The sequence below is a fragment of the Oceanisphaera ostreae genome, from assembly GCF_042676125.1.
In the GTDB taxonomy this organism is placed as follows: Bacteria; Pseudomonadota; Gammaproteobacteria; order Enterobacterales; family Aeromonadaceae; genus Oceanimonas; species Oceanimonas ostreae.
On sequence record NZ_JBHTJS010000058.1, the window covers coordinates 164,279 to 191,249 of the forward strand.

Sequence of the window (26,971 nt, forward strand, 5' to 3'; positions counted from 1 at the left end):
TTACACTCGATCATTATCTTTGTTTTTTTCCTGTTCTTTAGGCGTGATGATCTCTGATTCATCTTTCTTTTCAGATAAAGACGCTTGCTTGAAGTCAGCATCTTGCTGGTCTTTCTCACCGTTTTTATCGTCGTCGCCCATCGCCTTTTTAAAGCCCTTAACTGCCGAGCCCAAGTCGCTACCCATACCGCGTAATTTTTTAGTGCCGAATAAAAGTACGACTATCAATACCACTATCAATAATTGCCATATACCGATGTTACCCATAATCCACTTTCCTATATCGAAAATAAAACAACATGATATCCGACCTTAATGACAATGCCTTGATACCAGATCAAATTAACGTGCGATTTTTTGCCAACCTAACAACCATACAACCAAAGTGAGTATCAAACCAGACATGGCCCACTCCGTTTTATCCATTCCTAACAACAAGGTACTGGCCAATAACAGCGACGCTCCCATGGCTAACAAAAACCGCCCTTTGCCTTGCTTCTTATTCTGCTGTGCAAACTGCTGATACAGCCCTTGCACTTGGTGCTGCTGCATCTTGGCTTGGCGTAACGCGTCATAAACCAGCTCGGGTAATTCTGGCAATTTTTCGGCCCAAAACGGCGCTTTTTCTTTTACCGCGTTGATCACCGCCTTGTAACCTACTTGACGCTGCATCCATTCTTCTAAAAACGGTTTAGCCGTTTTCCATAAGTCCAGTTGTGGATAGAGCTGGCGGCCAACACCTTCTACATAAAGCAGCGTTTTCTGTAATAGCACCAACTGCGGCTGCACCGCCATATTAAAACGGCGCGCGGTATTAAACAGGTTCAGCAACACATGACCAAAGGATATTTCTGAGAGTGGCTTCTCAAAGATAGGCTCCAGCACGGTACGAATCGCCGACTCAAATTCTTCTATTTTAGTATCCGCAGGTACCCAGCCAGACTCCACATGCAGCTCGGCAACTTTGCGGTAATCTCGGTTGAAAAAAGCTAAAAAGTTTTCTGCAAGATAGCGTTTATCGTCTTTATTTAGAGTACCAACGATGCCGCAGTCGATACCAATCCACTGCGGGTCTTCTGGATGCTCATAAGAGACGAAAATATTCCCGGGATGCATATCTGCATGAAAAAAGCTGTCGCGAAACACCTGAGTAAAAAACACCTCAACGCCCCGCTCTGCTAACAATTTCATGTTAGTGCCGTTCGCTTCCAGAGCATCAATATCAGACACCGGAATACCGTAGATACGCTCCATCACCAGTACATCTTTTTGGCAATAACTGGTATAGATCTCGGGCACATACAGAGTACGAGAGCCTTCAAAGTTACGACGCAGTTGAATGGCATTCGCCGCTTCGCGTAACAGGTTTAACTCATCAAATAGGGTCTTGCGATATTCTTCTACTACTTCAATTGGCCGAAACCGACGGCTACGTTCCGGCACAAGCCGCGTGATGAGGCTGGCCATGGAGTGCATTAAACTCACATCGGCTTCAATAACGTTATAAATACTCGGCCGGATCACCTTAATAACGATTTCTTCGCCACTTTTTAAACGCGCGGTGTGCACTTGAGCAATAGAGGCCGATGCCAGCGGTGTTTCATCAAAGTCATCAAATAGTTCGCCAATAGGCGCACCTAGGCTGGCTTCTATTTGTTTACGCGCCAAGCGACCGTCAAACGGTGGCACTCTGTCTTGCAACAGCGCCAACTCTGCGGCGATATCCGGTGGCAGCAAGTCTCGGCGTGTCGACAGCATCTGGCCAAACTTAATAAATACCGGGCCAAGCTCCTCAAATGCGAGCCGTATGCGTTCGCCTCGAGATAAGTCTGGGTGACGATTTTTCAGCCAAAATAGGCTTTTTCTGGCAATGCGTGCCGGCCATATTTGTAGCCGAGCCGGAATAAGTTCGTCCAGTCCGTAGTCGAACAACGTTTTGCCAATTTGATAGAGTCGAACCAACTCACGCCACTTTTTCATGAATGCCTAACCTTATCTGTTAGCGTCGCCAGTCGCTGCTCTAGTCGCAACATGGCTTTATGTAACTCGACTACCTCGTCATTAAAATCAGCCAACTCTAAAGGTCCCACCGCCAGCCGCGCTTCTTCACGCACATAATCGCCAAGCTGATCACGCAAGCCTAATGCTCGGCGGGCTAATCCGGCTTTAAGCTCTCCACCGTGGCGGCACAGCAGGTGCGCGGCAATATCTCCGGTATAAGAAGCCAGCCAGCCTTCTATATCGAGGGTGGGGTCTTTAAGTAACGCAGAAAAATCCTGCCACGGCGTAGGGTCGCCCTGCAGGTCAATACGTCCGTCACGGATGTACTGCATCAATAGGCTTTTGTCTTTTAATAAACCCAGTGCATTCAATGACAAACTCAGGTGGCTGTCTAGCGCACCTTCATATTGCTGTAACACGGCCAGCCTATCACCAGAAAATAGCAAATAGAGACTCGCAACATCGGTGATCGTCAGCTGCAGCACCTTGCCTTGCAATGGTGCCATCTTCTTCAATCGTTCGCCGTCTTGGCGTATAAAACGATTAAACGCCGTTTCAATAGTGCCATTGAGCAAGGGCCGCAACAGTGATTTCATCAGAATTTAAACCCGCGATGCAGTGCCACTACGCCATCGGTTAGATTGAAGTATTCCACTTGCTCTAACCCGGCCTGCTCCATCATGCTCTTCAAGGTTTCTTGATCGGGATGCATACGGATAGACTCTGCCAAATACTGATAGCTGTCGCTGTCTTTGGCCACTAAGCTGCCCACTTTAGGCAGAATATTAAATGAATAGAAATCATATAGCTTATTCATAATTTCGTGCTGCGGCTTAGAAAACTCCAGCACCAACAAACGACCACCGGGCTTAAGCACGCGCTGCATAGAGGCCAACGCCTTGTCTTTATCGGTCACATTACGCAGACCAAAAGCGATGGTTATTAAATCGAAATGATTATCAGGAAAGGGTAATTGTTCGGCATTCGCCTGCACGTAAGCAATATTACTGCCCAAGCCTTTATTTCTTAGCTTGTCGCGGCCCACTTTTAGCATGGAATCATTAATATCGGCCAACACCACCTGCCCCGTTTCGCCCACAATGCGCGAAAACTTAGCGGTTAAATCACCAGTGCCTCCCGCCAGATCCAACACTTTTTGCCCTTTGCGAATGCCAGAACAATCAACCGTAAAACGTTTCCACAGTCGATGAACACCAAACGACATAAGGTCATTCATCAAATCGTACTTCGCCGCTACCGAATGAAATACGCCGGCGACCATCTGCTCTTTTTCGTTAGCTTCTATCGTCTTATAACCGAAGTGAGTCGTCGACTTGTCTTGTTCTGACATGCTGGGGGCACCTATAAAATCAAAGTAAGTGAGTGTACTGCAAATGCGTGGCCTAGACTAACGAGAAGCCAATACGCTGGTCGTTATCTGCATGCCCAAATAGGTCACTATGATACAACAAACCACATTAAGGCACACATTCAACATCGCTTTAAGCCATTGACCTTGCTCAAGTAATAATAAGCTATCCAGTGAAAAGGATGAAAAGGTCGTGAGGGCACCTAACATGCCGACCATTACAAACGGCCGCCAGCTATGAGCATTCACTATTTGTTGTTGCACCAAAATAAATACACAGCCCATTACCAGAGAGCCCAGCAGGTTCACCGTTAAGGTGCCGTAAGGAAATGAACGGCCTAATAACCGCGCCATTAAGTCCGTAATGCCAAAGCGTAACGTGGCACCTAAAGCACCACCGAGTGCGATAAATAACAGGGTTTTCATGCGTAGGCCAAGCAGTTAACGACAAAAAATAGGGAGTCAGTTTACGCCTAGCAGCCACAAAAGCCTACCGACATTAGAATAAGACGTGAGGATGAGACACCGCTTACAGCCGTAAGCTATAGGCTGTAAGTTGAAGAACAAAAGAAAAAGCGAAACCAAGCCGAAGGCTAAGTTTCTGATTTTTGACAGCTCTCGGGCTGATTTATATAGCAGATCACTTAATGCTGGCGCCTTACAGCTACCCGCAGGGGACAGTATTAGCAGGGTAGCTACCCTGCTAATAGCAAGCTCGTTAAGCTAAACGCTCGCGCTTGACTCGCACCGACTCACCCGCCACGCCAAAGTCTTGAGCGGCAATATCTTGCAGCAAGATACGAACGGTTTCGGGTTTCACATCGAGCGCTTTCACACAGGCATCGGTCACTTCTTTAATCAACGCTTCTTTTTGCTCGTTACTACGGCCTGCAATTAATGCAATATTCAAAATCGGCATTCTGGATTCCTTTCAGTACTAAAATAGGCCGTCATTACAGTAAAAAAGGTGAGCTGAGTCAACTTGCGCAGACCCAGCTCACCTTCGCTATTTACTCTTCATTGCCCGCTAATATGTTTTCAACTTCTAAGCTATCTACTCGCTGTAAACCGCGGGGTAGTAAGGCGCCGCGGCGGCCGCGTTCGCCTTGATAGTGAGCTAAATCGTTGGGCTTGAGAGTGAGCTTGCGCTTGCCCGCATGCAAGGTAACGCTGGCCCCTGCTGGCACCACCACTACCTGTTTGATGAAGTCTTCGCGTGCTTGCACCTTGGCACCAGTAATGCCGATAATCTTATTGCCTTTACCCTTACTGAGTAACGGTAAGTCTTGCAGCGGGAACAACAGCATACGGCCTTCATTGGTGACCGCTAAGCACTGGCTACTCTCGAGCTGGTCGATGGCTACCGGTTTTAACACCAAGCCACCCTTTGGCACAGTGAGCAGCGCCTTGCCGTTTTTATTACGACTGACCATATCACCAAAGCGGCAGACGAAGCCGTAACCCGCATCGGATGCGAGCAAGAACAATCGCTCATCTTCGCCCATTAATACGAAGCTCGGCTGCTCGCCGGGGCTTAAACTACAGCGGCCGGTGAGTGGTTCGCCTTGACCCCGCGCCGATGGCAAGCCGTGAGCATCTTGACCGTAACCACGTCCGATGCTGGATATGAACACCGCCATTTGATTGCTGCGACCATTGGCCGCCGATAAGAAGCTGTCGCCAGCGCGATAACTCAAGCTGGCGCCATCTACATCGTGTCCCTTGGCCGAACGGATCCAGCCTTTTTCTGAAAGCACGACGGTTACCGACTCACTGGGGATCAGCTCTTTTTCACTTAGTGCTTTGGCCTCGCTACGCTCGATCAGTGGCGAGCGACGATCGTCACCAAACTTTTCGGCATCGGCCAATATTTCTTTTCTAATCAAGGTGCTTAAACGGCGCTCAGATCCGAGCAACAAGGCTAACTTATCACGCTCGGCGGCCAGCTCGTCTTGTTCACCACGGATCTTCATTTCTTCTAACTTGGCCAAGTGGCGTAACTTCAGGTCTAAGATAGCTTCTGCTTGGATCTCAGTAAGCTCAAAGCGCGCCATTAACACCGGCTTGGGTTCGTCTTCGCGACGAATTATCTCAATCACTTCATCGATGTTTAAAAACGCGGCCAGCAAACCATCCAAAATGTGCAGCCGAGCTTCTACTCTGTCTAATCGATACTGCAAGCGGTTACGCACGGTTTGGCGACGAAAGACCAACCATTCGCTTAAAATTACATCGAGGGCTTTTACCTGCGGCTTGCTATTCAGCCCCAGCATATTCAAGTTAACGCGATAGCTTTTTTCAAGATCGGTGCTGGCAAATAAATGCTGCATCAGCTGCTCAACATCAACTCGATTTGAGCGCGGGATGATCACCAAGCGCGTCGGGTTTTCATGATCCGCCTCATCGCGTAAATCGGCCACCATCGGCAGCTTCTTGGCCTGCATTTGCGCGGCGATTTGCTCTAGGATCTTGCCGCTACTGGCCTGATGGGGCAAGGCGGTAACCACAATGTCGCCCTGCTCCATTTCATACACGGCGCGCATTTTGATACTGCCGCGGCCGGTTTCATAAATTTTTTGAATATCTGCGCGCGGCGTGATGATCTCGGCATCAGTCGGATAGTCGGGCCCTTGCACAAACTGCATTAGCTCGGCCACGTTGGCCTTAGAGTTATCTAGCAAATGCACACAGGCCGCTGCCAGCTCGCGAATATTATGAGGCGGAATGTCGGTGGCCATGCCTACCGCTATGCCGGTAATGCCATTCATCAAAATGTGCGGCAAGCGCGCAGGCAGCACCCGCGGCTCGTTCATGGTGCCATCGAAGTTGGGGATCCATTCGACCGTGCCTTGGCCAAGTTCTGAGAGCAACAGTTCGGCGTAGCGCGACAAACGCGCTTCCGTATAACGCATGGCGGCAAACGACTTAGGATCGTCCGGCGCCCCCCAGTTACCTTGGCCGTCCACCAGTGGATAACGATAAGAAAACGGCTGGGCCATCAAAACCATGGCTTCGTAACAGGCCGAATCACCGTGCGGGTGATACTTACCCAGTACGTCGCCCACGGTGCGGGCCGACTTTTTATGCTTAGAGCTGGCCGATAATCCTAACTCGCTCATGGCGTAAATAATACGCCGCTGTACTGGCTTAAGACCATCACCAATGTGTGGCAAGGCGCGGTCCATGATCACATACATGGAATAGTTGAGGTATGCCTGCTCGGTAAAGGTGTGCATGGGTAGGCGCTCGACGCCTTCCATCGTAAAATCGTTAGTACTCATTTAATTTCTTTCCTCAGGCCAGGGGATCGACCAAGTTACCCTTGGTTTCTAGCCATTCACGACGATCACTGGAGCGCTTCTTAGCCAGCAGCATATCCATTAAGGTTTCGGTGGCTTCCATATCATCCACCGTCAGCTGCACCAGTCTACGAGTGTTCGGATCTAGCGTGGTTTCGCGCAGTTGCTTGGGGTTCATTTCGCCCAAGCCCTTAAAGCGGGTGACCTGTATTTTGCCGCGTTTCTTTTCGGCTTTAATGCGCTCTAATATGCCATCTCGTTCACCGTCATCGAGCGCGTAATGCAGCTCTTTACCGATATCGATACGGTACAAAGGCGGCATCGCCACGTACACATGCCCTTGTTCAACTAAGTGACGAAAGTGGCGCACAAATAAGGCACACAGTAGTGTGGCAATATGTAAACCGTCCGAGTCCGCATCCGCCAAAATACAGATTTTGCCGTAGCGTAAATCAGTGAGATCCGTCGAGTCGGGATCCAGGCCAATAGCGACCGAAATATCGTGTACTTCTTGTGAAGCAAGCACTTGGCCTGAATCGACTTCCCAAGTATTCAGAATTTTACCGCGCAGCGGCATAATGGCCTGAAATTCACGGTCTCGAGCCTGTTTAGCACTGCCGCCCGCCGAATCACCCTCTACTAAGAACAATTCGCCACGCATCGGATCCGAACAAGCACAGTCGGTCAATTTTCCCGGTAAGGCTGGCCCTTGAGTGACCTTTTTACGCACTACTTTTTTCGCTTGACGCAAGCGACGCTGAGCGCTGCTGATACACAGCTCGGCAATTTGCTCGGCCAGCTCAGTATGCTGGTTTAGCCACAAGCTAAAAGCGTCTTTGACCACGCCCGACACAAATGCCGAGCTTTGGCGTGACGACAATCGTTCTTTGGTTTGGCCAGCAAACTGCGGGTCTTGCATTTTAACCGACAGAATATAAGCGCAACGCTCCCAGATATCGTCGGGCGTTAATTTTACGCCGCGCGGCAACAAGTTTCTAAACTCACAAAACTCGCGCATAGCATCCAAAAGACCTTGGCGTAAGCCGTTAACGTGGGTGCCGCCTTGGGTAGTGGGGATTAGGTTAACATAGCTTTCGCCTATGCCTTCGCCACCATCGGGCAACCACGTGAGCGCCCATTCGGCCGCCGAAAATTCGGCACTAAAATTACCGACAAAGGGGATCTCAGGCAGGCAGGTATAATCTTTTACTGACTCAACCAGATAATCCTGTAAGCCGTCTTCGTAATACCACTCGGTGGTTTCATCGTTGACTTTATCGACGAAACGCAGCGTCAGGCCTGGGCACAATACTGCCTTGGCTTTTAGTAAGTGCTTAAGGCGCGTCACCGAGAACTTGGGGGAATCAAAGTAGCTGGCGTCAGGCCAAAAGTGCACTCGAGTGCCGGTATTGCGTTGGCCGCACGTGCCGGTAACGGTGAGTTCGCTCACCTTGTTACCGTGCTCAAAAGCCATTTCATACACTTGGCCGGCACGTCGTATGCTTACATCCAACCGCGAGCTCAAAGCGCTCACTACAGAAATACCCACGCCGTGCAAACCGCCAGAGAACTGGTAGTTTTTATTAGAAAACTTACCGCCCGCATGCAGTTTAGTAAAAATTAGCTCTACGCCAGAAATACCTTCTTCTGGGTGAATATCAACCGGCATACCACGACCATTGTCGATCACTTCCAGCGATTGATCTGGGTGCAGAATCACTTCAATTTTGCTGGCATGGCCGGCGAGGGCTTCATCAACACTGTTGTCGATGACCTCTTGGCCGAGGTGATTAGGGCGCGTAGTGTCGGTATACATACCAGGGCGACGACGCACCGGCTCTAGGCCATTGAGTACCTCAATAGCATCAGCAGTATATTGACTGGATGTCATGTTGACCCTAAATAATCAGAATGCGTGGCGGCATCTTACTACCTACCGCTATGGGATGTCAGCTTTAAGGATGAAGAGCAGTGCCGAGTGGTAATGTTGAAGAGAAAAACTAAGATCTAGAGCCAGAGCTACTTTTGTAACGGAAGAACACGGAAGGCGCGGAAAAATTAAGCTGAGATAAGATCGACGAGTGACCAAGATAAAAGCTTGTTATTGGTAAGTGCTAGAAGCCCTATCTGATGGTTTAGCCCTTACCCCCTAAGGTCTTTTTCAGATCTGATCACTATTTTTCCGTGTTCTTCCGTGTTCTTCCGTGGATTCCGTTGCAGATAGGTGTTGGTCATTAAGATCTAGAGCTCCAAAAAACGGATAATTTGGGCGCAGTAGTGGTCGAAGCGGATGAAGGAGTGATCGCCGCCTTTTTGAATGCAGACTCGGGCGAAGCGGTAGTATTCGAGGGCTTCTCGATAATCCAATACTTCATCGCCTTGCTGTTGTAACAGCCAAATGCGCTCCATGCAGCTAGGGGCATCGATGCGCAGCTCGCGCAGCTCATGTATGTGCTGTTCGGTTAATTGATAGCGCTGATGAGTATAGGGATTAAGCTGCTCACCTAAATAATCTTGCAGCAATATATGCGGATTAACGGCGGGGTTAATCACCACCGCTCGTACGCCGTATCGCTCGGCCACTTGGGTGGCTAAAAAGCCCCCTAATGAGCTACCGGCTACACCAAACGCACCGTCCGTCTTTGCGCGAAGGTCGTCACAAATAGCCCGTATTTGTGACCACGCGGCGGCGGGTGTGGCGGCCAGTTGCGGGCAGATAAAATGAATATCGGGTCGCTTTTGTTGCAGGTATTTCTGCATTTGTTGCGCTTTAACCGATTGTGGTGATGAGTTAAAACCATGCAAATAAAGAAGCGTTGGCATCTTAATACCCTGTAGCACTGAAGTCGGGCTCAAAGGCATGAGGTGGCAATCGCCACACTTGAGTGCTTAAGCGGCCATCGGGATGCAACGACAGTGCGCGCCAGCCCGGCGCCATACTGTCGAGGACAAACTCGTCCGACAATGGTTTAAACTGAATGCAGGTGGCAGGGCTGGCTAAATAGCGAATATCCTGCTCACGCTGATCAAAGCCCTGATGCACATGCCCGCACAACACCACCCGCGAAGCCTGATGTTTAACCAATAAGGCCTGCATGGCCGACGCATTGCGCAAGTTATGCTGATCCAGCCAAGCACAGCCCACCGGTATCGCCTGATGATGCACCGCCAACAGCAGATGATGGCGAGGATAAGCGGTAATGGCTTGCTCAAGCAGTGATAATTGCGCCGCCGACAGTTCACCGTGGGTTTCGCCGGCAAGCTGGGTATCCAGCAACAGTATTTGCCACTGGCCACACAATAAATGTTTGGCATTACTAATGCCGGCATTATCCAGCTCGGCCTGCATTAAATCGGCGTCGTCATGGTTGCCCGGCAGCCAGAATACGGGGGGGGCTAACTCGCTCATTAATTCGCTAAAATGGCGATATGAGTCGCGGGAATGGTCTTGAGATAAATCACCGGTGGCTAGAATTAAGTCGTGGGGCTGTGTCCCTGCCAATTGTTCATTTTCAAGGATGGCATTCACTACCGCTTGCCCACTATGCCAAGGCGCAATCCCTAAGAAGTCGGCGTCTTTATCGGCAAATAGGTGGGTATCGGTAATTTGCAACAGCTCTACCACACCGTCTTGGCGCAGTGGCTTAAGTTCAATGGTATCTAACTGAGGGTGTGTGTGATTCAAATCTGTTTGACCGTACTAAATCCATGTTGTAGGCAACATTTCAGCCATTCGGCTAAAAAAAGGTTTACCTGCTCTTTTTCATTGCGATGATGCATCTTGGTATTAGGGTAATGATAACTCGAACGCAGAGTCAATATCTGCTGGCTAGCACACACTTCAGCCATTCTTGCGTCATGATATATACGAACTTTTATCTTCATGCGCATAAAAGAAGGCAAACCAGCAGTACATTGCTCGATGGACACATGCCATGTGTAGGGCGCAATTTCTAGTACTTTCAGTACAAACAAGACTTGCTCACTAATACCGACCGACACGCTATCACCCACCACGGATCCTTGGGGTAGCAGCTTCATTAGTGCCATGTAATTCACATCACAGGTGCGCTGCAAGGTTTTTAAATCAGGCACATGTTTGCGGGCGTACACCCTAGTAGTCAACATTTATCTCCTTGCCAGCTCTCAGGGCTGACACTACTGATCCGCCTCTATCAGGCTAATAAAAAATAGAGTAGTAAGCTTGCCCCTTCGCCACAACAGAGGCAACTGGGTTAACAAGCTACAACGCACACCGTCTTTGTAGACTTGCGCTTCAGCTGCAAGTTCTGTGGAGCAGAGTTTAAATCCCGCCGAGACGGGAGTGCCAGCTAAAGCGGCACCCTACAAAAAAACTATTCACCAACCTATGTTCGCTGTAGGGCTAGCCACTGTAGGGCAATAATAGTGCTGGCGTTATCTAGCTTGCCTTCGGCCATCCACTGCATCGCCTGCTCTCTGGGTACGCGATGCACGCGAATATCTTCACTCTCATCAGCCAATCCTGCATGCTGCGCCGCTTGGCTCGCATCTACTTCCCCAACAAATAAGGTAATTCGCTCGCCACAACCGCCAGGGCTCGGAAAGTAACTCATCACTCGGGTTAAACTGTTTAATGTTAATCCTGCTTCTTCTTCGGCCTCGCGGCGAACTACGTCTTCTGCTGTCTCTCCAGGCTCTACTATGCCTGCCACTACTTCTAGTAGCCACGGGCTGGCGTCACCATAAATGGCCCCAACCCTGAACTGCTCGACTAACACCACTTCATCGGTGATTGGGTCGTAAGGCAATACCGCCGCCGCGTGGCCTCGATCGAATAGCTCGCGAGTAATCTCTTTGCTCCAACCACCGGCAAACAATTTGTGCCGTAAACGCAAGCGTAATAAGCGAAAAAATCCCTGATACCCCACATCTTCGGCCAAGAGCTGCACATCCTCATGCCCAAAGTGGGGGCCTTGTTTATTACTCATTTCGACTCCTTCCTTGACTTTTAAGCGCTAGATTTTAGACTACAGCCCAAATGAATGAACGTTCATTCACAAACTATCCAACTCGGTTAGATATTCATTTTATAAGCTGCCTAACCCTGAATAGTGATGTTACTCTTATACTTTACCAACAAAAACAACCAGCCTGCCCTGCACGGCGATCATGGCTCACCTGTTACATAAGGCAAAACTAATGAAAAAAACGCTATTATCGACCCTGATCTTACTCTGTGCGGCAGGCCCAGCCCAAGCCGAAGACTTACTTGATATTTATCAGCAGGCTACCAATAACGATCCTCAGGTACGTCAAGCCAAGGCTGAGCGGGATTCTGCCTTCGAGAAAGTTAACGAGTCTCGCGCTCCATTGCTGCCTCAAATAAATTTAGGCGCCGATGCCAACTATATACAAAGCAGCGGCAGTGACCGTAATACGGCAAGCGCCAACCTTAAATTGGGCCAAGCCTTGTATAGAAAATCAGCTTGGATAAACCTCGATATCACCGAAAAGCTGGCCACTCAAGCCGATGTAATATACAACCAAGTGCAACAGAACCTTATTCTGCGCGCCACTGAGGCCTACTTTAATGTGCTAAGTGCCGAAGATGCCTTAAGTTTTGTGCAATCAAATAAAGAAGCGGTAAGCCGCCAGCTCGATCAAACCAAGCAACGATTTGAAGTCGGTTTAACGGCCATGACTGATGTACATGAAGCCCAAGCTCAATATGATCAAGCGTTAGCCGAAGAGATTAATGCCGAAAATGCGGTGAATAATGCCAAAGAAGTGCTGCGCGAGCTGACCAACATGAGCTATGCCCAACTCAATAAACTTAATACCGACTCATTTAGCCCGCAAAAATCCGTTATTAACGCAGATGCTTGGTTAGAAATTGCTCTAGAGCAGAATCTAGAATTGCACCAACAGCGTATAGGTAAAGAAATTGCCAATGAAAATATTGGCTTGGCTCAGGCCGGTCATCATCCTACGCTGGATCTCAATGCGGCACTCAGCAGCAACTACACCAATTACAGAGACAATACTGGGGTTAGCACGCAAGGAGGTACCGTAAACGAAGGGCTGGTAGGGTTATCTTTCAATTTGCCAATATACAGTGGTGGCGCCACTACCTCACAGGTTAAGCAAGCTCAGTTTGGCTATGTAGCCGCCAGCGAACAGTTAGAAAGCAGCTTTCGCGCAGTAAAAAGTCGCGTTTACTCCTCTTATAATGACGTAGATGCCGCCGCTGGTTCGGTGCGTGCTTTCGAGCAGTTTGTTATTTCGGCACAAAGTGCACTTAATGCCACCGAAGCCGGTTATGAAGTGGGTACCCGCACCATCGTTGACGTGTTGAATGCCACCCGCCAACTCTATAACGCTAAGCAAAATCTATCTTCGGCGCGTTATGACTATATTCTAAGCCAGCTAACGCTGCGTCAAGCAGCCGGTAACTTAACCGAGCAAGACTTAGTCGATATTAATAATGGTTTGATTCGCAAGTAACTTGTAGCGGCCAGCGCCCAGAAAAATATAAGCACCGGACCGGCAGGTTCGGTGCTTTTTTTTGTTACAAAGAGGTGGCGCTATATTTCATTCAACATTCAACATTCAACATTCAACATTCAACATTGTTATTTGCCCCTCGCCATTAGTTAAGAATATACTTAATTACTAGTTTTGCTGTGACATCCATTTAAGGCTTTTTAATGTTCAAACGCTATTTACCGATAATGGGCTGGCTCAGTGTGTATAACAGACGCACCCTAGCTGGCGACATGATAGCGGCCATTATTGTCACTATCATGTTGATTCCTCAGTCTTTAGCCTATGCCATGCTGGCAGGGTTACCTCCCGAAATTGGTCTGTACGCCAGTATTTTGCCCCTACTGGCTTATACCCTATTTGGTACTAGTCGCACCTTATCGGTGGGACCGGTGGCGGTTATTTCATTAATGACAGCAGCGGCAGTCGGTAACCTAGCGCTAGAAGGCAGTAGCGAATACATAGCGGCGGCCATCGCTTTGGCCTTTATATCGGGCATTATGTTGATGCTAATGGGTTTTTTAAAGTTAGGTCTCTTAGCCAACTTTTTAAGCCATCCGGTCATTTCTGGATTTATTACCGCCTCTGGCCTACTGATTGCTGCTAGTCAGTTACAACACCTATTAGGCATCAGTGCCAGCGGCCATAATTTGTTAGATATGCTGCTAGCGATAGCGGCTAATATTCAGCACACCAACCTGATCACACTGACTATTGGTGGTAGCGCGGTATTGTTTTTATTCTGGTCTCGCAAAGGTCTAACCCCATTACTCACTCACTGTGGGTTAACCGCCCATGGGGCCGCTTTAGTGTCTAAAACCGCGCCTGTATTAGCAGTAATCAGCACTATTTTAATCGTATGGGCCGGTGAGCTTACGGAATCCGGAGTGCGCGTGGTGGGCGCTATCCCTGCGGGCTTACCCAGCTTTACCCTGCCCTCGTTTGATAGTGAGTTGTGGCAGCAACTACTGGTATCGGCCGTGTTCATCAGTTTGGTGGGTTTTGTAGAATCGGTATCGGTGGCGCAAACCCTGGCCGCCAAGCGGCGTCAGCGCATCGAGCCTAATCAAGAACTGATTGGCTTAGGCGCCGCCAATATTGGCTCAGCGTTGTGTGGTGGCTTTCCGGTTACCGGCGGCTTTTCACGATCTGTGGTTAACTTTGATGCTGGTGCGCAAACACCCGCCGCAGGGGCGTTTACCGCCCTGGGCATTGCCCTAGCCGCGTTATTTTTAACGCCACTGATGTTTTATTTACCACAGGCGACACTTGCAGCCACTATTATCGTTGCGGTGTTATCGCTCATTGATTTGGGGGCTCTCAAGCGCACTTGGCAGTACTCACGCAGTGATTTCTCGGCCATGTTAGTCACCATAGTGCTGACCTTAGTTCAGGGAGTAGAGGTGGGAATTATTGCCGGTGTGAGCCTGTCGTTACTGTTGTTTCTATATCGAACCAGCAAGCCACACAGTGCCGTAGTAGGCCGAGTGCCGGGCAGTGAACATTTTCGTAATATCGACCGTCATCAGGTAGAAACCAACTCTAGGCTCATCACTTTACGCATTGATGAAAGCCTTTACTTTGCCAATGCCCGTCACCTTGAAGACCGTATTTATGCGCTCATAGTAGAGCAGCCTCAGGTTAAGCATTTGGTATTGATGTGCCCGGCCGTGAACCTAATTGATGCTTCGGCACTGGAAAGCCTAGAAGCCATTAACCATCGGCTGCACGACAGCGGCGTGACCTTTCACTTATCGGAAGTAAAAGGCCCCGTCATGGACCGATTACAAAAGAGTCACTTTCTCGAGCAACTCACTGGCCAGGTATTCCTCAGCCAATTTGACGCCTGGCAGGCATTGAATGATGAAAAGGTGAGGCGTAAGGCGTGAGGGAAAAGGCTTGGCTCGGTGGTTTTTTAAACATAAAACTAGAGATGAACACAGTAAATTACAAAGATAGACACCGTACTTGTAGTCCCATGCTTTAGCTGTGGGTCCTGCGAAGCAGGATAGCTTTAAACATTCCCGCTGAGACGGGAGTGCCAGCTAAAGCGGCACACTACAAAAGGCTGCGCGGGTTGGTTTAGTCGTTGGATTTCCCATTCCTAATGCCTATTCACAACACAAAGGTGCCACCAATAAAAAACCGAGCCTGTGAGCTCGGTTTTTTATATTTAGCTTGGCGCGGGTTTTGCCTTCTAGCTTACCGCTTCCGGCTATCTCTTATCCCCGCGTACGAATAGCTTGAATAATGGCGGTGGTGGAGCAACCTTCCTCAAAGTTAAGCACTTTAACTTCGCCGCCGTTGGCGGTGACTTCCTCAAAACCGGCGATATCTTCAGCCTTATAGTCGCCGCCTTTCACCAATACGTCGGGCAAGGTTTCGGCAATCAAACGCTGCGGCGTGTCCTCACTAAAGGGCACAACCCAATCTACCGCGCCCAAACCGGCTAATACCGCCATGCGTCGATCAACGGTGTTTACCGGACGGCCATCGCCTTTAAGCGCCCGTACCGAAGCATCGGTATTCACCGCCACCACTAGGCGATCACCCAGCTTGCGCGCATGGCTCAGGTAAGACACATGGCCGGCGTGCAAAATATCGAAACAACCGTTGGTCATCACGATTTTTTCGCCGCGGCGACGCGCCGCGTCCATGACCTGCTTCAGCTGCTGCTCGGTCACCACCCCCATGCCAGACTCTGGCGAGCCGTATAACACGTTGGCCAGCTCGATGGCGGACACTGTCGAGGTGCCCAGCTTGCCAACCACGATACTGGCAGCCACGTTAGCCAACGCACAGGCTTCATCTAGGTGTAAACCCGCCGCCAGCGCGGTAGCCAATGTGGCAATCACGGTATCACCGGCACCGGTGACGTCGAATACTTCATGGGCCTGAGCCGGCAAATGTAGCTCATGTTCATCCGCATGAATTAAGGTCATGCCGTGTTCAGAACGCGTAACCAACAGCGCCTTAAAGTCGAATTTTTTGATCAGCTCACGGCCACGAGCCACCAGTTCTTGCTCGTCCTTCACCTTGCCCACTACCGCTTCAAACTCAGTCATGTTCGGCGTGAGCAAGGTGGCACCGCGATACTTCTCAAACTCAGAGCCTTTAGGGTCAACCAACACCGGCACGCCTGCCTGATTTGCCGCCTGAATCAAGTCTTGCACTTGCGTTAAGGCGCCTTTGGCATAATCCGATAGCACCACCACACCGGCTTGGCTTAGTGCCGCACAGGTTTTTTCGGTCAGTGGTAACGCATCATCTGGTGCAAAACAGTCTTCAAAATCAAGACGTAGCAGCTGCTGATTACGGCTCATGATCCGCAACTTAGTAATAGTGGGGTGAGTGGCTAAGCGTAAAAAATCGCACTCTACGCCTACACCCTGCATTTTATCTTGCAGCGCGGTGGCCGCTTCGTCGTCGCCGGTAAGACCCAGTAAGCGAGCCTTGGCACCTAGTGCCGCCACGTTGAGCGCCACGTTAGCCGCGCCGCCTGGGCGTTCTTCATTATGCTCAACCTTGACCACAGGTACCGGTGCCTCAGGTGAGATACGCCCTGTGGGGCCAGACCAATAGCGGTCTAACATCACATCTCCTACCACCAACACCTTGGCATTATCGAATTCCGGTAACTTGATCTTCATGGTTCGACTCTTTTGAACTGGGGAAAGCCGAAATCTTATCACAAACGACTTTAAAACATAGCCGTAAGCCTTACGCCGCACGCCATACGTAAAAAGACGCAGTTATTTCCTGTGCTTACAGCGTAAAGCGTACGACGTATGGCGCACTGCGGCCCGAAGGACTAGTCATTGGCGTGTAAGTTAATTAGTATTCCGTCATTAATTGATCATGGCGACTTCTATGCAAGACTCTCGGCTTCCTCCTTTTACTACTGCGTTACTGCATCCGCGTTATCTCTTTAACTGGCTCGGTCTTAGCCTATTGTGGTTATTAGTGACGCTATTACCCTGGCGTGGGCAAATGGTGCTGGGCCGTGGTTTGGGTCGCTTGTCGATGCGCATACTGAACTCTCGCGTTAAAATTGCCCGGCGCAACCTTGAGCTAGCGCTGCCTGAGCTCAATGAAACCGAACGTGAACGCACGCTGATTGCTAATTTTGAGAGTGTTGGTTGTGCGGTATTTGAAACGGGCATGGCCTGGTTTTGGCCCCATTGGCGGATGCGTGCTATTACGCGCATGGAAGGCACCGAGCACGTAGATGACGCCGTGGCCAAGGGCCAAGGCATGCTTTTGCTATCTGCGCACTTTTTAACGCTCGAGCTTAACGCTCGCCAGTTTGGCTTATATCGCCCCGGCGTGGGCGTGTATCGCCCCAATACCAATGCGGTGCTGGAATATGCGCAGGTACAGGGCCGTTGCCGATCTAATAAGTACTTGGTAAACCGTCTCAATATCAAGGGCATGCTGAAAGCCCTGCGCCAAGGCGATGCGCTTTGGTATGCTCCGGATCACGACTATGGCCGCCATGCCAGTGTCTTTGTGCCCTTTTTTGCCGTTGAGCAAGCCGCCACGATTACCGGCACCGCTACATTGGCGCGCGTGAAAAAGACCGTCACCCTGCCCTGTTTTACGCTGCGTGAAAAAGACGGCTATCGCTTGTTAATTCAGCCGGCAATGAGCAACTTCCCCATCGGCGACGACGTCGCCGATGCCATCGCCAGCAATAAAGTGATAGAAGCCGCCATTCGCTTAGCACCCGAGCAATACATGTGGCTACACAGACGCTTTAAGACCACCCCCGAAGGCGTACCTTATCGGTATTAAAACACAGCTCTCAGCCGTCAGCTTTAAGCTGTCAGTTAAAAATAAAAACAGCCACTCCGACCTCGTAAAAATGGCTGTTTTGGTCTGTATTTAGCTTTCACTTACGGCTTACGGCTTATAGCTTACAGCTGTGTCTTGAGCCATTTTTTCCAGCTATCTGTCACCCAGCTTCGCTCTTGAATAAGCTCGGTGTCGGGTATGCGGCCGGGTTGATCTGACAGGCTGAGTCGATGGCCTTGGTTTCTTATCGCGCAATAAGCGGCTTTTAAGCGCTCGGCCTCGTCTTCGTCAAGCAAGCCCACTTCTACAGCCGCTTCCAGAATACGAATATTGTCTGACCAACGCGTTAAGGCATCAGGATAATCTTGCCCGTAAGCCAGTACCAAGTACTGAGTTAAAAACTCGATATCAACTAAGCCGCCCATTGATTGCTTAAGGTTAAACTCACCGGGTTTGACTTTTAGCATGTGGGTACGCATTTTTTCACGCATTTTTACCACATCCTCGGCCAGCGTCGCCTTATCGCGAATACGGGTAAGGGTCTCTTGCCGCACGCGTGCAAACTCCTGATGCAATGTGCTATTGCCGACTATCAAGCGACTACGCACCAGTGCTTGGTGCTCCCACGTCCAGGCTTGGCGCTGCAGGTAGTCTTGATACGCATCGAGGGGACTGACCATTAGGCCAGAGTCGCCGCTGGGCCTCAGGCGCATATCTAGCTCATAAAGTACGCCACTGGCAGTGCGGGTGCTAAATAGATGAATAATGCGCTGCGCTAAGCGCAGGTAAAATTGGCGTACATCCAGCGGCTTATTACCATTGGTTTGTCCTTTCAGCCCCGTCTCATGCAAAAACACCAGATCGAGATCTGAACTGTAGGCCAATTCTATGCCGCCCAGTTTGCCGTAGGCCACCACACCAAACCCACGGTGTGAGCTGTCAGCCAACATGTCAGGTACACCATGACGGGCGCTTATTTGCGTCCACGCCTGATTAATAACCTCATCAACAATCGCCTCGGCCAGCCACGTTAAGTGATCACTGACTTTCATTAGCGGCATGACACCGGCAATGTCGGCGGCAGCAATACGCAACAGGTGAATTTGCTTAAACTGGCGTAATGCCTCCATTTGTTGCTCTACATCTTCTTCTGGCACGCGCAGCAAAAACTGGCGCAACTCATCTCGGTAACCTTCAAGCGGAATAGGGTTGTACAGCACCTGAGGCACCAACAGCTCATCTAGCAAAATTGGATAAAGCGCGAGCTGCTCTGCCACTAAAGAGCTGGCTTCACACAACCGAATAAGCTGCGTGAGAGCCCCAGCGTTTTCGACCAATAATTGCAAGTAAGCGGTGCGGGTGGCAATTTTCAGCAACAAGTTTTGTAGTCGCAAAAATAACATGCCCGGCGTGTCGGACTGATTAATCCGCTCAAGCAACACCGGCATCAGTTTATCCAGCGCTTCTCGCCCCTGAGGCCCCATAGCGCGGCGCGGGCACTCATCTTTAAAACGATACAGCGCTTGTGCCAAGCGCGTGGCTTTTTCTTGGTGAATGCCTTGTTCTTGTAACAACGGGATCAGCTCAGACTCATCAAGATCGGTTTGCCAAACATCGAACCAAATTTGCGCCGCACCTTCTTCTTCCGCCTCGGTACTGTCCCCAATAAGGCCATCAAACTGCAGACGAACCTGACTCATGGCATCGCGTAGTGCGTGGTAAAAATCATCCCACTGCGCATGCCCCATTAGCCACGCAAGTCGGCTGCAATTTAGCTCATCATGGGGCAACGTTTGTGTTTGCTGATCGTCAAACGCCTGCAAAAAATTCTCAACTCGGCGTAAAAAGCGGTAACTTTGGTGCAATTGTTTGGCATCTGCCGCACTGATATCACCTAGTGCCTCAATGGCGGCCAAGGCCGTAGGTAGATGGCGCACTTGCAGCGAGGGCTCGCGACCACCGCGAATAAGCTGAAACACCTGAGCAATAAATTCAATTTCACGAATTCCACCCGCGCCCAACTTAATGTTGTCATGCAGCCCTTTGCGGCGTACTTCGGCAGCGATCATCGCCTTCATCTGGCGCAGCGAGTCGATCACACCAAAGTCGATGTAACGGCGAAATACAAACGGCCTAAGCATGGCGCGTAGTTGGTCGCTGTATTCGCCTTCACCATTGATAACGCGCGCCTTCACCATGGCATAGCGTTCCCAAGTGCGGCCATGGTGCTGGTAATAATCTTCCATACCAGTAAAGCTCACCGCCAGCGGCCCAGATTCACCAAAAGGCCGCAGCCGCATATCTACCCGATACACTTGGCCGTCAATGGTGGTTTGATGCAGCGCATTCACTAACTTTTGCCCTAAACGGATAAAAAACTGCTGATTGGCCAGCTCACGCCGCCCGCCTTGGGTGACTCCGTTATGGGGAAAGGTAAAAATAAGGTCGATATCAGAAGAGAAATTAAGCTCACGCCCCCCCAGCTTACCCATGCCAATAATCAGCATCGGCACTGCGTTGCCCTCAGTATCAGTAGGCGTGCCCAACTCGTTACATTGGTGTTGATACAGCCAGCGATAGGCCGCCAAAATAAGCGCATCGGCCAGCGCTGAGATGTGCACAAAGCTTTCTTCCACTTCGGCGCCTAGCAGCATTTCGCGCCACGCAATGACTAGCAGCTCGCGACGACGAAAATGGCGCAAAATGCGTAGTAACGCGGCTTCGTCTGTAATGTCAGCTAACTGCTGCGCCAAAGTCGATACATAATCCGCGTCTCGTTGGCTATTATGCAAATCTTGGTCATCATCCAGCTCTAGCGCCAGCTCGGGTTGCTGGCACAGACTAGTGGCGGCAAAGTCGCTACAGGCAAACAACCGATAAAGTTGGGCTCGACGTGACTCGCCGACGTGCTCTACCACATCGCCGGCTCGTTCAACAAAACGGACCCAGTGCTTATCCGCTTGAGCTACCAGCAAGGGAGGCATTTCGAGCATATTATTATCCTTTCACGTCAGCAGGCATCTAAGGCCATTTTATTTCCAGTAAGGCTGTAGCTGCAATGCTTGAGTACGAGATTGCTCTAGCGCCTCCAATAGAAACTTCTGTTTGCGCGCCAGCCAGAGCTCAAGCTCTGCCCCCTCGGTCGCATCCAGTTGTTCACGCACATCTTCTAACGGCGACAACATGTCTAAGTCTTCTATGCCGCGCAAAATATCTAGCCATGGCATGCGAAAGCCAATGTGCTCAGCTTCCTGATACAGAGTGCTAAAACACAACCCCACCATTAAGTTTCGTCTGAGCTTGCCCTTTTGCTGGATATAACGCTCTCCATTCAGACTAGGCTCCCCCAACGCACTGTGGCGTAATACATGCCAGCTTTCATTTAACCGTTGTTGTGCTAAATCTACGATGGGAGCGGCTAGCTGAGCCGTTTGCTCTGGTACAAGACCGGCTCGCCAGTCTTGTCGATATAGCCAGTGCGTTAGTCCCAGCATTAGGCGGCCATAGCGGGCACTGTAAAAGAGCGCTTCTAGTTGCGCTTCATCGGGCAGTTGTTGCTGCTGAGCTTCTAGCAGACTAAGCACCGACGACTGGCAGTCTAACCTCCGTAAATAATGTCCCTTGTCGGCCGTCAGATACGCCAACATTTGTGCGCGATCTAACCAAGAAAATTGTTGCTGCAACCACAATAAATCGTCAATCCATCCGCTGTTAACACGGTGCGATACCTGCTCTCTAAACAACAGCAAGGTTTGATGTACTAAAGACACCCCTTCTCGTAGCTGCATTAACCAATCGAGTCGCTCGCCAGACTCCGCCAGCCAGCCCTCTTCGTGATGCTGCCAGTGATGCAAACCTTTATGCAGCAACGCCATCATGGTTTGCTCGCAGTGATCGGCGCTAGTCAATGCTAAGGGCTCGAGCATCTGTAATTTGGGGCTGGTACCAAAACCAGCTAAGCGATAGCCACGCTGCGCCTTAGAAATTGCGCCTAAACGAAGCCCTCCCGCCTTAACGAGTTCATCAGCGAGTTCAAATAACTGCGACACATCGCCTTTTACCAGCTCTAACTCAAGTTCGTGAATGGCCTCGCGTTGAAAGCCTGACTGCACTTCACCCGCATCCAGAGCCAGCTCAATGTCGGTATCTTCGATGGTAATCAACCAACGTTGGCGCAAAAAATCAGTGCTAAATAGCGGCTGTAATGACTGCTGTACTCGTTCAACATTGAATTTTTCAGGCCAAATACTGGCCGAAAACAGTGATAAATCCGGGCTGTGCACCGTCAGCGGCACATTGTATTCTGGACGTTGGTGCAAGCCACCAACTTGGCTACCTGCTAACTTCACGGTTTGTTCCATTTTGCCGTTTTGACTACGAATACGCAGGCCCGCTTTTATACTACCTAGCGCCAAATCGGCGGTGTCAAAGTAGGTATTAGCTAAATGTTGTTGGTCATGCTCGCTAATTTGGTAAGACTGCAACAGGGCAGGTAGTCGGCTACCCACATCAGAGGTGACGAGAAACTTAAGTTCAATTTCAGTATCCATAAGGGCGACTTAACACTCCAACCTTTTGATTTTAAAGTTAAATAAAAAATAACAAGCGGCAAATTCTACAGTATTATTAAAAATGCTGTTTTCTTGCCATGGTAGTTAAGTTACCATTCGCGCCACATTTATGTATCGAGTGTTTTTTCACCGACACAGGGTTATCCATGTCAGTAAATACTATTTTGGGACTCTTTGCCAAGTCTCCTATTAAGCCGCTGCAGAAGCATGTTGCAAAAGTACATGAAACTGCGCAAGAGTTGATTCCCTTCTTCGACGCCATGTGGGAGCAGGACTGGGAGCAAGCAGAACGTATTCAGCGACGCATTTCACAGCTCGAACGGGAAGCTGATACCTTGAAACGGGAAATCCGTCTCAAGCTGCCTCGAGGTCTTTTTATGCCGGTGGAACGCACCGACATGTTGGAGTTGCTTACACAGCAAGACAAAATCGCTAATAAGGCGAAAGATATCGCGGGTCGTATTGTCGGTCGCCAAATGGCGATACCGCTGCAACTTAAAACTGATTTCATGATTTACCTGCGCCGGTGCATTGATGCTACAGCTCAAGCTGCAAAAGCCATTGACGAACTCGACGAGCTGCTAGAAACCGGCTTTAAAGGTCGTGAAATGGACTTGGTATCCGAGATGATCCACCAACTCGATCTCATTGAAGATGATACCGATGTGATGCAAGCCAAGTTACGCAAGCAATTGCACGCTATTGAAGATGGCTATAACCCCATCGACATCATGTTCTTATACAAAATCCTTGAATGGGTTGGTGATTTGGCAGATCAGGCCGAACGGGTAGGTTCCCGTTTAGAGCTAATGCTGTCTCGTTCCTGAGCGACATAACAAGGTATACAAATGGATATCATCGCAAACTATGGCACCCTGCTTATTTTGATGGCGGCGCTCTTCGGCTTTTTTATGGCCTGGGGCATAGGTGCAAATGATGTGGCAAATGCCATGGGTACGTCGGTAGGTACGCGCTCGCTGACCATCAAGCAAGCCATTCTCATCGCCATGATCTTCGAGTTTGCCGGCGCTTATTTGGCCGGTGGCGAAGTCACCTCAACCATAAAAAATGGCATTATTGACTCTAATGCCTTTATCGATCACCCAGACTTACTGGTGTTCGGCATGATTGCCTCTTTGCTTGCATCGGGTACTTGGCTACTCGTTGCTTCTTACTACGGCTGGCCGGTGTCGACCACCCACTCGATTATTGGCGCTATTATTGGTTTTGCGCTGGTGTCAATGGGTTCAGACGCCGTTCATTGGGGTAAGGTAGGCGGCGTGGTCGGCTCGTGGATTATTACCCCGGCACTCTCGGGCGTGTTGGCCTACTTTACCTTTATTAGCGTACAGCGGCTTATCTTCAACGCCGATAACCCGCTAGCGGCCGCTAAAAAATACGTTCCTGCCTATATCTTTTTGACCGTGATGGTCATCTGTTTAGTGACCTTGAAAAAGGGTCTCAAACACGTTGGCTTAGAGATGAACGATGTAGAAAGTTGGGGAGTATCAATAGCCGTCTCTTTGGCTTCCGCCGTGTTGTGTGGTTTCTACATCAAGCGCAAAGAATACAATCCGCAAAATGACAAAGACATGTCCTACTCGAACGTAGAGAAGGTCTTTGGCATTTTGATGGTGGTGACCGCCTGTGCCATGGCTTTTGCTCACGGCTCTAACGACGTAGCCAATGCTATCGGCCCTTTGTCTGCCGTAGTGAGCATAGTGCAAAGCTCAGGCGAGATTGCGGCTAAGTCCAGCATCGCGTGGTGGATACTGCCGTTAGGTGGCATTGGTATTGTGATCGGTTTAGCCTCTATGGGTCATAAAGTTATGGCCACAGTGGGCACGGGTATTACTCACCTAACGCCTAGCCGCGGCTTTGCTGCTCAGCTTGCCACAGCTGCGACAGTGGTGATCGCATCTGGTACCGGCTTGCCTATTTCCACAACTCAAACTCTAGTGGGTGCCGTTATGGGGGTAGGTTTGGCTCGCGGCATTGCCGCGTTAAACCTTAACGTATTGCGTAATATAGTAGTTTCTTGGATAGTGACTCTGCCTGCAGGTGCTATCTTATCGATTATCTTTTTCTATATTATTCAGTGGTCCTTTAGCTAAATTCCACTTTCAAGGGGGCAAGATTGCCCCCTTGTTCTTGTCCTCTTCCTCCGCACCCATTACCATGACTTCATCGTTAAAAGTGAAGGAACCTCAGGTGAAAGCGAAACTTCTTGTAGCACTGCTATGCTATCTGCCGTGGATCAGCATGGCCGAAGCCGCTAATCGTTATATTGCTGACGATGTGCACACTTATTTGCACGCAGGATCCAGTAACAAATACCGTATTATTGGCTCCATTAATGCGGGCGAGCCCGTGGTGCAACTAGACCGTGATGCGCAGACCGAATATGTACAAATTCGTGACGCAGACGGCCGTGTTGGCTGGGTAGATGGCCAGTTTATGCAAAGCAACGAGAGTTTTCGCTCTAAGTTGCCCGCACTAGAAACGCAGTTAGAAGAAACGAAGCTACTGCTTAGTACAGCGGGCGAGCGTCACGAACAAGACATATTGGATAAGAGCACCCGCTTGCAGCAACAAGAGCAAGAGCTAACCAATGTCAGCGACCAGTTAAGTGAACTGCGCTTGCAACATACTCAGCTTAAAACTGAAAACCTGCGCTTAACCAGTTTAATGGACGATAAAGAGCATCAAATGCGTTTAGATTGGCTATTGAACGGCGGTATAGTCGCTGGCATCGGTCTGCTATTTGGTATCTTCCTGCCCATGATCCCACTACGCCGCAAGAATAAGAATGGCCGCTGGATGAATTGATTTGAAATCAGAGACTAGCAAAAAAACACCGTCAGCCGACGGTGTTTTTTTATGGCTTAGAAGAAACAGCCGTACGCCCTACGCTGACCACTGTACGAAAAAACAAACCGGTGCCTTTTTGAACGTATGGCGTACAGCGTTAAACGTACAGCTCCCTGAAAGGGCTGAGATACCGGAGCAAGTCCGGCAAGACGGCTTAAAAGAAAGTAGGAAGCCATAAGCTTGAAGCTGTCAGATAAAGATAAACACTGTCTTTGCGAGTACTGCGAAGCAATCCATTCTGCAAACAACACTGCACAACATGGATTGCCACGTCGCTACGTTCCTTGCAATGACTATTGAGGGATTGGGGATTGGAGATTAGAAAATCGTGTTTACCTATCATTAACTACTCCCTATTCACCCGTCCCTAGTCCCACTTTTAATTCATAGATTCCCGCGCAGCGGGTAAGCCGTGTTTAAACCTTTACTGCAAAATGCCGGTTGGGCTTGCGATAGACAATGCCGTCTTGCAGCAGCCAGTGAAAAATATCTTCCACTTCTTCCAGCGGTTTTTCTAACATTCGTGATACCGCGCCCTTCGCACAACGTAACTCTCCTGCTCGCAGCTTATTAACCACTTCATGGTAATAATCTGGGCGAACAGGCACCACGGGGCTTGCCTCTTGGCTAGCTTCGGTAATCACAGGTAATTGCGCTTGCTTTTGGCTGCGCCGAAACCGAAGTTCATCCCCGAGCAAGGCAATGAAAAAGGCGGCAAAAAAATCTAATAGCATAGACAACGCCGCCACAATGCCAAACTGCACCCGCGACAGCGGCCAGCCTAAACCATCGGCTAAGCTCGACATTAACCCCATCAACGAGCTTTGGCTGGTAATAGCCACTTGGTCTCGCTCGCGGCGCAGCTCATCCTGGCGTTGACGTAAATCTGCATTGCGCTCCAGCATATTGGTCATGCCATTAGCGATACGCTTCATATCAATATAGGCCTGTGCCGCCTGCTCATTAATGTCTATTTCTCTCTCTAGGCCGGCAATTTTATCGTTATAGCTTTGCACCTCGCCGGCCTTAGCCGCATCGCCTTCTAGCAAGGTATTGGTCGCGGCATTAATACCGCCCACACTGCCTGCAATCGATAACCCTGCCAGCACAGCGTAAAAGCACAGCGCCTTAGCGGCACCAACGGAGTCGCGGCGACTGACGCGTTCGCCCATTTCATACCAGATATAAAATTTGCCTACTTCAAAGACCAAAGCTAAGCCACCAAACATCAGCTTCATTAGCAAGCCTTGCTCGAGGGACAAAAATAGCAATAAAGAAAACACCATAGAAGCGGCAATAGAGGCGCCGGTGATCAAATAAACTACAGTCAGGGCGAAGTGCCCTTTAGGAAGACGTTGATAGTGCACAGTGCTTGCTTACCACAGAGAAAAAGAGCCCACATTATAGGAGGTGTGTAGCAAGCAAACAATGCGCCCAAGATTAGCACTCTTGGATTATAGGGCTAGCTAGCTCCAAACTGAGCCCCTAAAACCGCGCAGGGATCGCAAATATCGGCAAACTCCGATAGCACCCTCTACTAT

Annotated in this window: 22 protein-coding genes; 6 read left to right on the forward strand and 16 right to left on the reverse strand. The window is 49.8% G+C overall.

Annotated elements, in window-relative coordinates; all coding sequences use genetic code 11:
- The 12 genes from tatA to nudF form a co-directional block, all read right to left on the reverse strand.
- Complete coding sequence (tatA, locus tag ACFQ1C_RS14425; RefSeq protein ID WP_379559371.1) at nt 1–267, reverse strand: Sec-independent protein translocase subunit TatA; 267 nt, start codon at nt 265–267, stop codon at nt 1–3.
- 75 nt (nt 268–342) lie between these two features.
- Nucleotides 343–1,980 carry a ubiquinone biosynthesis regulatory protein kinase UbiB gene (ubiB, locus tag ACFQ1C_RS14430; RefSeq protein ID WP_379559372.1) on the reverse strand — a complete coding sequence of 546 codons (1,638 nt, stop codon included), beginning with the start codon at nt 1,978–1,980 and terminating at the stop codon, nt 343–345.
- A complete protein-coding gene (locus ACFQ1C_RS14435; protein ID WP_379559373.1) occupies nt 1,977–2,597 on the reverse strand; it encodes a ubiquinone biosynthesis accessory factor UbiJ in 621 nt (206 codons plus the stop codon). Before ACFQ1C_RS14435 ends, ubiB begins: the two co-directional genes overlap by 4 nt.
- Entirely contained in the window at nt 2,597–3,352 is a 756-nt protein-coding gene (ubiE, locus tag ACFQ1C_RS14440) for a bifunctional demethylmenaquinone methyltransferase/2-methoxy-6-polyprenyl-1,4-benzoquinol methylase UbiE (protein ID WP_379559374.1), read from the reverse strand. The genes ACFQ1C_RS14435 and ubiE overlap by 1 nt, the downstream gene beginning before the upstream one ends.
- 57 nt (nt 3,353–3,409) lie before the next feature.
- Nucleotides 3,410–3,796, reverse strand: coding sequence for a fluoride efflux transporter CrcB (gene crcB, locus ACFQ1C_RS14445; RefSeq protein WP_379559375.1), 387 nt, complete (start codon nt 3,794–3,796; stop codon nt 3,410–3,412).
- A 292-nt stretch (nt 3,797–4,088) separates the two neighbouring features.
- Nucleotides 4,089–4,289 carry a tautomerase family protein gene (locus ACFQ1C_RS14450; protein WP_379559376.1) on the reverse strand — a complete coding sequence of 67 codons (201 nt, stop codon included), beginning with the start codon at nt 4,287–4,289 and terminating at the stop codon, nt 4,089–4,091.
- A gap of 91 nt (nt 4,290–4,380) precedes the next feature.
- Complete coding sequence (gene parC / locus ACFQ1C_RS14455; RefSeq protein ID WP_379559377.1) at nt 4,381–6,651, reverse strand: DNA topoisomerase IV subunit A; 2,271 nt, start codon at nt 6,649–6,651, stop codon at nt 4,381–4,383.
- 13 nt (nt 6,652–6,664) lie between these two features.
- On the reverse strand, nt 6,665–8,560 hold the full coding sequence (parE, locus tag ACFQ1C_RS14460) for a DNA topoisomerase IV subunit B (protein ID WP_379559378.1): 1,896 nt from the start codon (nt 8,558–8,560) through the stop codon (nt 6,665–6,667).
- A 350-nt stretch (nt 8,561–8,910) separates the two neighbouring features.
- Nucleotides 8,911–9,492 (reverse strand): YqiA/YcfP family alpha/beta fold hydrolase, encoded by a 582-nt coding sequence (locus tag ACFQ1C_RS14465; RefSeq protein ID WP_379559379.1) that lies wholly within the window; start codon nt 9,490–9,492, stop codon nt 8,911–8,913.
- Between the two features lies 1 nt (nt 9,493).
- Nucleotides 9,494–10,324 (reverse strand): 3',5'-cyclic-AMP phosphodiesterase, encoded by an 831-nt coding sequence (cpdA, locus tag ACFQ1C_RS14470; RefSeq protein ID WP_379559415.1) that lies wholly within the window; start codon nt 10,322–10,324, stop codon nt 9,494–9,496.
- A gap of 26 nt (nt 10,325–10,350) precedes the next feature.
- The gene (locus ACFQ1C_RS14475) at nt 10,351–10,797 is read right to left on the reverse strand and encodes a DUF1249 domain-containing protein (protein WP_379559380.1); all 447 of its coding nucleotides are present in this window, start codon (nt 10,795–10,797) and stop codon (nt 10,351–10,353) included.
- Nucleotides 10,798–11,036: 239 nt separating this feature from the next.
- A complete protein-coding gene (gene nudF / locus ACFQ1C_RS14480) occupies nt 11,037–11,639 on the reverse strand; it encodes an ADP-ribose diphosphatase (RefSeq protein ID WP_379559381.1) in 603 nt (200 codons plus the stop codon).
- 211 nt (nt 11,640–11,850) lie between these two features.
- Here nudF and tolC point away from each other — a divergent pair, with 211 nt between their 5' ends.
- Nucleotides 11,851–13,155: an outer membrane channel protein TolC gene (gene tolC / locus ACFQ1C_RS14485; RefSeq protein WP_379559382.1), complete on the forward strand. Its 1,305-nt coding sequence runs from the start codon at nt 11,851–11,853 to the stop codon at nt 13,153–13,155.
- A 203-nt stretch (nt 13,156–13,358) separates the two neighbouring features.
- The gene (locus tag ACFQ1C_RS14490) at nt 13,359–15,083 is read left to right on the forward strand and encodes a SulP family inorganic anion transporter (protein ID WP_379559383.1); all 1,725 of its coding nucleotides are present in this window, start codon (nt 13,359–13,361) and stop codon (nt 15,081–15,083) included.
- Between the two features lie 333 nt (nt 15,084–15,416).
- Here ACFQ1C_RS14490 and hldE read toward each other — a convergent pair whose 3' ends face one another.
- Entirely contained in the window at nt 15,417–16,844 is a 1,428-nt protein-coding gene (gene hldE / locus ACFQ1C_RS14495) for a bifunctional D-glycero-beta-D-manno-heptose-7-phosphate kinase/D-glycero-beta-D-manno-heptose 1-phosphate adenylyltransferase HldE (RefSeq protein ID WP_379559384.1), read from the reverse strand.
- A 220-nt stretch (nt 16,845–17,064) separates the two neighbouring features.
- On the opposite strand from hldE, the gene lpxL reads away from it, so the two are divergent.
- Nucleotides 17,065–17,988 (forward strand): LpxL/LpxP family Kdo(2)-lipid IV(A) lauroyl/palmitoleoyl acyltransferase, encoded by a 924-nt coding sequence (gene lpxL / locus ACFQ1C_RS14500; RefSeq protein WP_379559385.1) that lies wholly within the window; start codon nt 17,065–17,067, stop codon nt 17,986–17,988.
- 122 nt (nt 17,989–18,110) lie between these two features.
- Here lpxL and glnE read toward each other — a convergent pair whose 3' ends face one another.
- Both glnE and ACFQ1C_RS14510 read right to left on the reverse strand, forming a co-directional pair.
- A complete protein-coding gene (glnE, locus tag ACFQ1C_RS14505; RefSeq protein WP_379559386.1) occupies nt 18,111–20,981 on the reverse strand; it encodes a bifunctional [glutamate--ammonia ligase]-adenylyl-L-tyrosine phosphorylase/[glutamate--ammonia-ligase] adenylyltransferase in 2,871 nt (956 codons plus the stop codon).
- 39 nt (nt 20,982–21,020) lie between these two features.
- Nucleotides 21,021–22,538 (reverse strand): CYTH and CHAD domain-containing protein, encoded by a 1,518-nt coding sequence (locus ACFQ1C_RS14510; RefSeq protein ID WP_379559387.1) that lies wholly within the window; start codon nt 22,536–22,538, stop codon nt 21,021–21,023.
- A gap of 167 nt (nt 22,539–22,705) precedes the next feature.
- On the opposite strand from ACFQ1C_RS14510, the gene ACFQ1C_RS14515 reads away from it, so the two are divergent.
- The 3 genes from ACFQ1C_RS14515 (at nt 22,706) to ACFQ1C_RS14525 (ending at nt 25,388) form a co-directional block, all read left to right on the forward strand.
- Complete coding sequence (locus ACFQ1C_RS14515; protein ID WP_379559388.1) at nt 22,706–23,386, forward strand: TIGR00153 family protein; 681 nt, start codon at nt 22,706–22,708, stop codon at nt 23,384–23,386.
- A 21-nt stretch (nt 23,387–23,407) separates the two neighbouring features.
- On the forward strand, nt 23,408–24,673 hold the full coding sequence (locus tag ACFQ1C_RS14520; RefSeq protein WP_379559389.1) for an inorganic phosphate transporter: 1,266 nt from the start codon (nt 23,408–23,410) through the stop codon (nt 24,671–24,673).
- Nucleotides 24,674–24,770: 97 nt separating this feature from the next.
- Nucleotides 24,771–25,388, forward strand: coding sequence for a TIGR04211 family SH3 domain-containing protein (locus ACFQ1C_RS14525; RefSeq protein ID WP_379559390.1), 618 nt, complete (start codon nt 24,771–24,773; stop codon nt 25,386–25,388).
- 458 nt (nt 25,389–25,846) lie between these two features.
- Here the strand turns inward: ACFQ1C_RS14525 and ACFQ1C_RS14530 are convergent, their stop codons facing one another.
- Nucleotides 25,847–26,797: a hypothetical protein gene (locus tag ACFQ1C_RS14530; protein ID WP_379559391.1), complete on the reverse strand. Its 951-nt coding sequence runs from the start codon at nt 26,795–26,797 to the stop codon at nt 25,847–25,849.
- Nucleotides 26,798–26,971: the final 174 nt, after the last annotated feature.

Bases quoted from the DNA above. Each gene is read 5' to 3' on its own strand.
- ubiE (WP_379559374.1), bottom strand. From the start codon at position 3,352: ATGTCAGAACAAGACAAGTCGACGACTCACTTCGGTTATAAGACGATA.
- tatA (WP_379559371.1), bottom strand. From the start codon at position 267: ATGGGTAACATCGGTATATGGCAATTATTGATAGTGGTATTGATAGTC.
- ACFQ1C_RS14515 (WP_379559388.1), top strand. From the start codon at position 22,706: ATGTCAGTAAATACTATTTTGGGACTCTTTGCCAAGTCTCCTATTAAG.
- hldE (WP_379559384.1), bottom strand. From the start codon at position 16,844: ATGAAGATCAAGTTACCGGAATTCGATAATGCCAAGGTGTTGGTGGTA.
- tolC (WP_379559382.1), top strand. From the start codon at position 11,851: ATGAAAAAAACGCTATTATCGACCCTGATCTTACTCTGTGCGGCAGGC.
- ACFQ1C_RS14435 (WP_379559373.1), bottom strand. From the start codon at position 2,597: ATGAAATCACTGTTGCGGCCCTTGCTCAATGGCACTATTGAAACGGCG.
- ACFQ1C_RS14510 (WP_379559387.1), bottom strand. From the start codon at position 22,538: ATGGATACTGAAATTGAACTTAAGTTTCTCGTCACCTCTGATGTGGGT.
- ubiB (WP_379559372.1), bottom strand. From the start codon at position 1,980: ATGAAAAAGTGGCGTGAGTTGGTTCGACTCTATCAAATTGGCAAAACG.
- glnE (WP_379559386.1), bottom strand. From the start codon at position 20,981: ATGCTCGAAATGCCTCCCTTGCTGGTAGCTCAAGCGGATAAGCACTGG.
- parE (WP_379559378.1), bottom strand. From the start codon at position 8,560: ATGACATCCAGTCAATATACTGCTGATGCTATTGAGGTACTCAATGGC.
- ACFQ1C_RS14450 (WP_379559376.1), bottom strand. From the start codon at position 4,289: ATGCCGATTTTGAATATTGCATTAATTGCAGGCCGTAGTAACGAGCAA.
- ACFQ1C_RS14475 (WP_379559380.1), bottom strand. From the start codon at position 10,797: ATGTTGACTACTAGGGTGTACGCCCGCAAACATGTGCCTGATTTAAAA.
- nudF (WP_379559381.1), bottom strand. From the start codon at position 11,639: ATGAGTAATAAACAAGGCCCCCACTTTGGGCATGAGGATGTGCAGCTC.
- parC (WP_379559377.1), bottom strand. From the start codon at position 6,651: ATGAGTACTAACGATTTTACGATGGAAGGCGTCGAGCGCCTACCCATG.
- ACFQ1C_RS14465 (WP_379559379.1), bottom strand. From the start codon at position 9,492: ATGCCAACGCTTCTTTATTTGCATGGTTTTAACTCATCACCACAATCG.
- crcB (WP_379559375.1), bottom strand. From the start codon at position 3,796: ATGAAAACCCTGTTATTTATCGCACTCGGTGGTGCTTTAGGTGCCACG.
- ACFQ1C_RS14520 (WP_379559389.1), top strand. From the start codon at position 23,408: ATGGATATCATCGCAAACTATGGCACCCTGCTTATTTTGATGGCGGCG.
- ACFQ1C_RS14490 (WP_379559383.1), top strand. From the start codon at position 13,359: ATGTTCAAACGCTATTTACCGATAATGGGCTGGCTCAGTGTGTATAAC.
- lpxL (WP_379559385.1), top strand. From the start codon at position 17,065: ATGCAAGACTCTCGGCTTCCTCCTTTTACTACTGCGTTACTGCATCCG.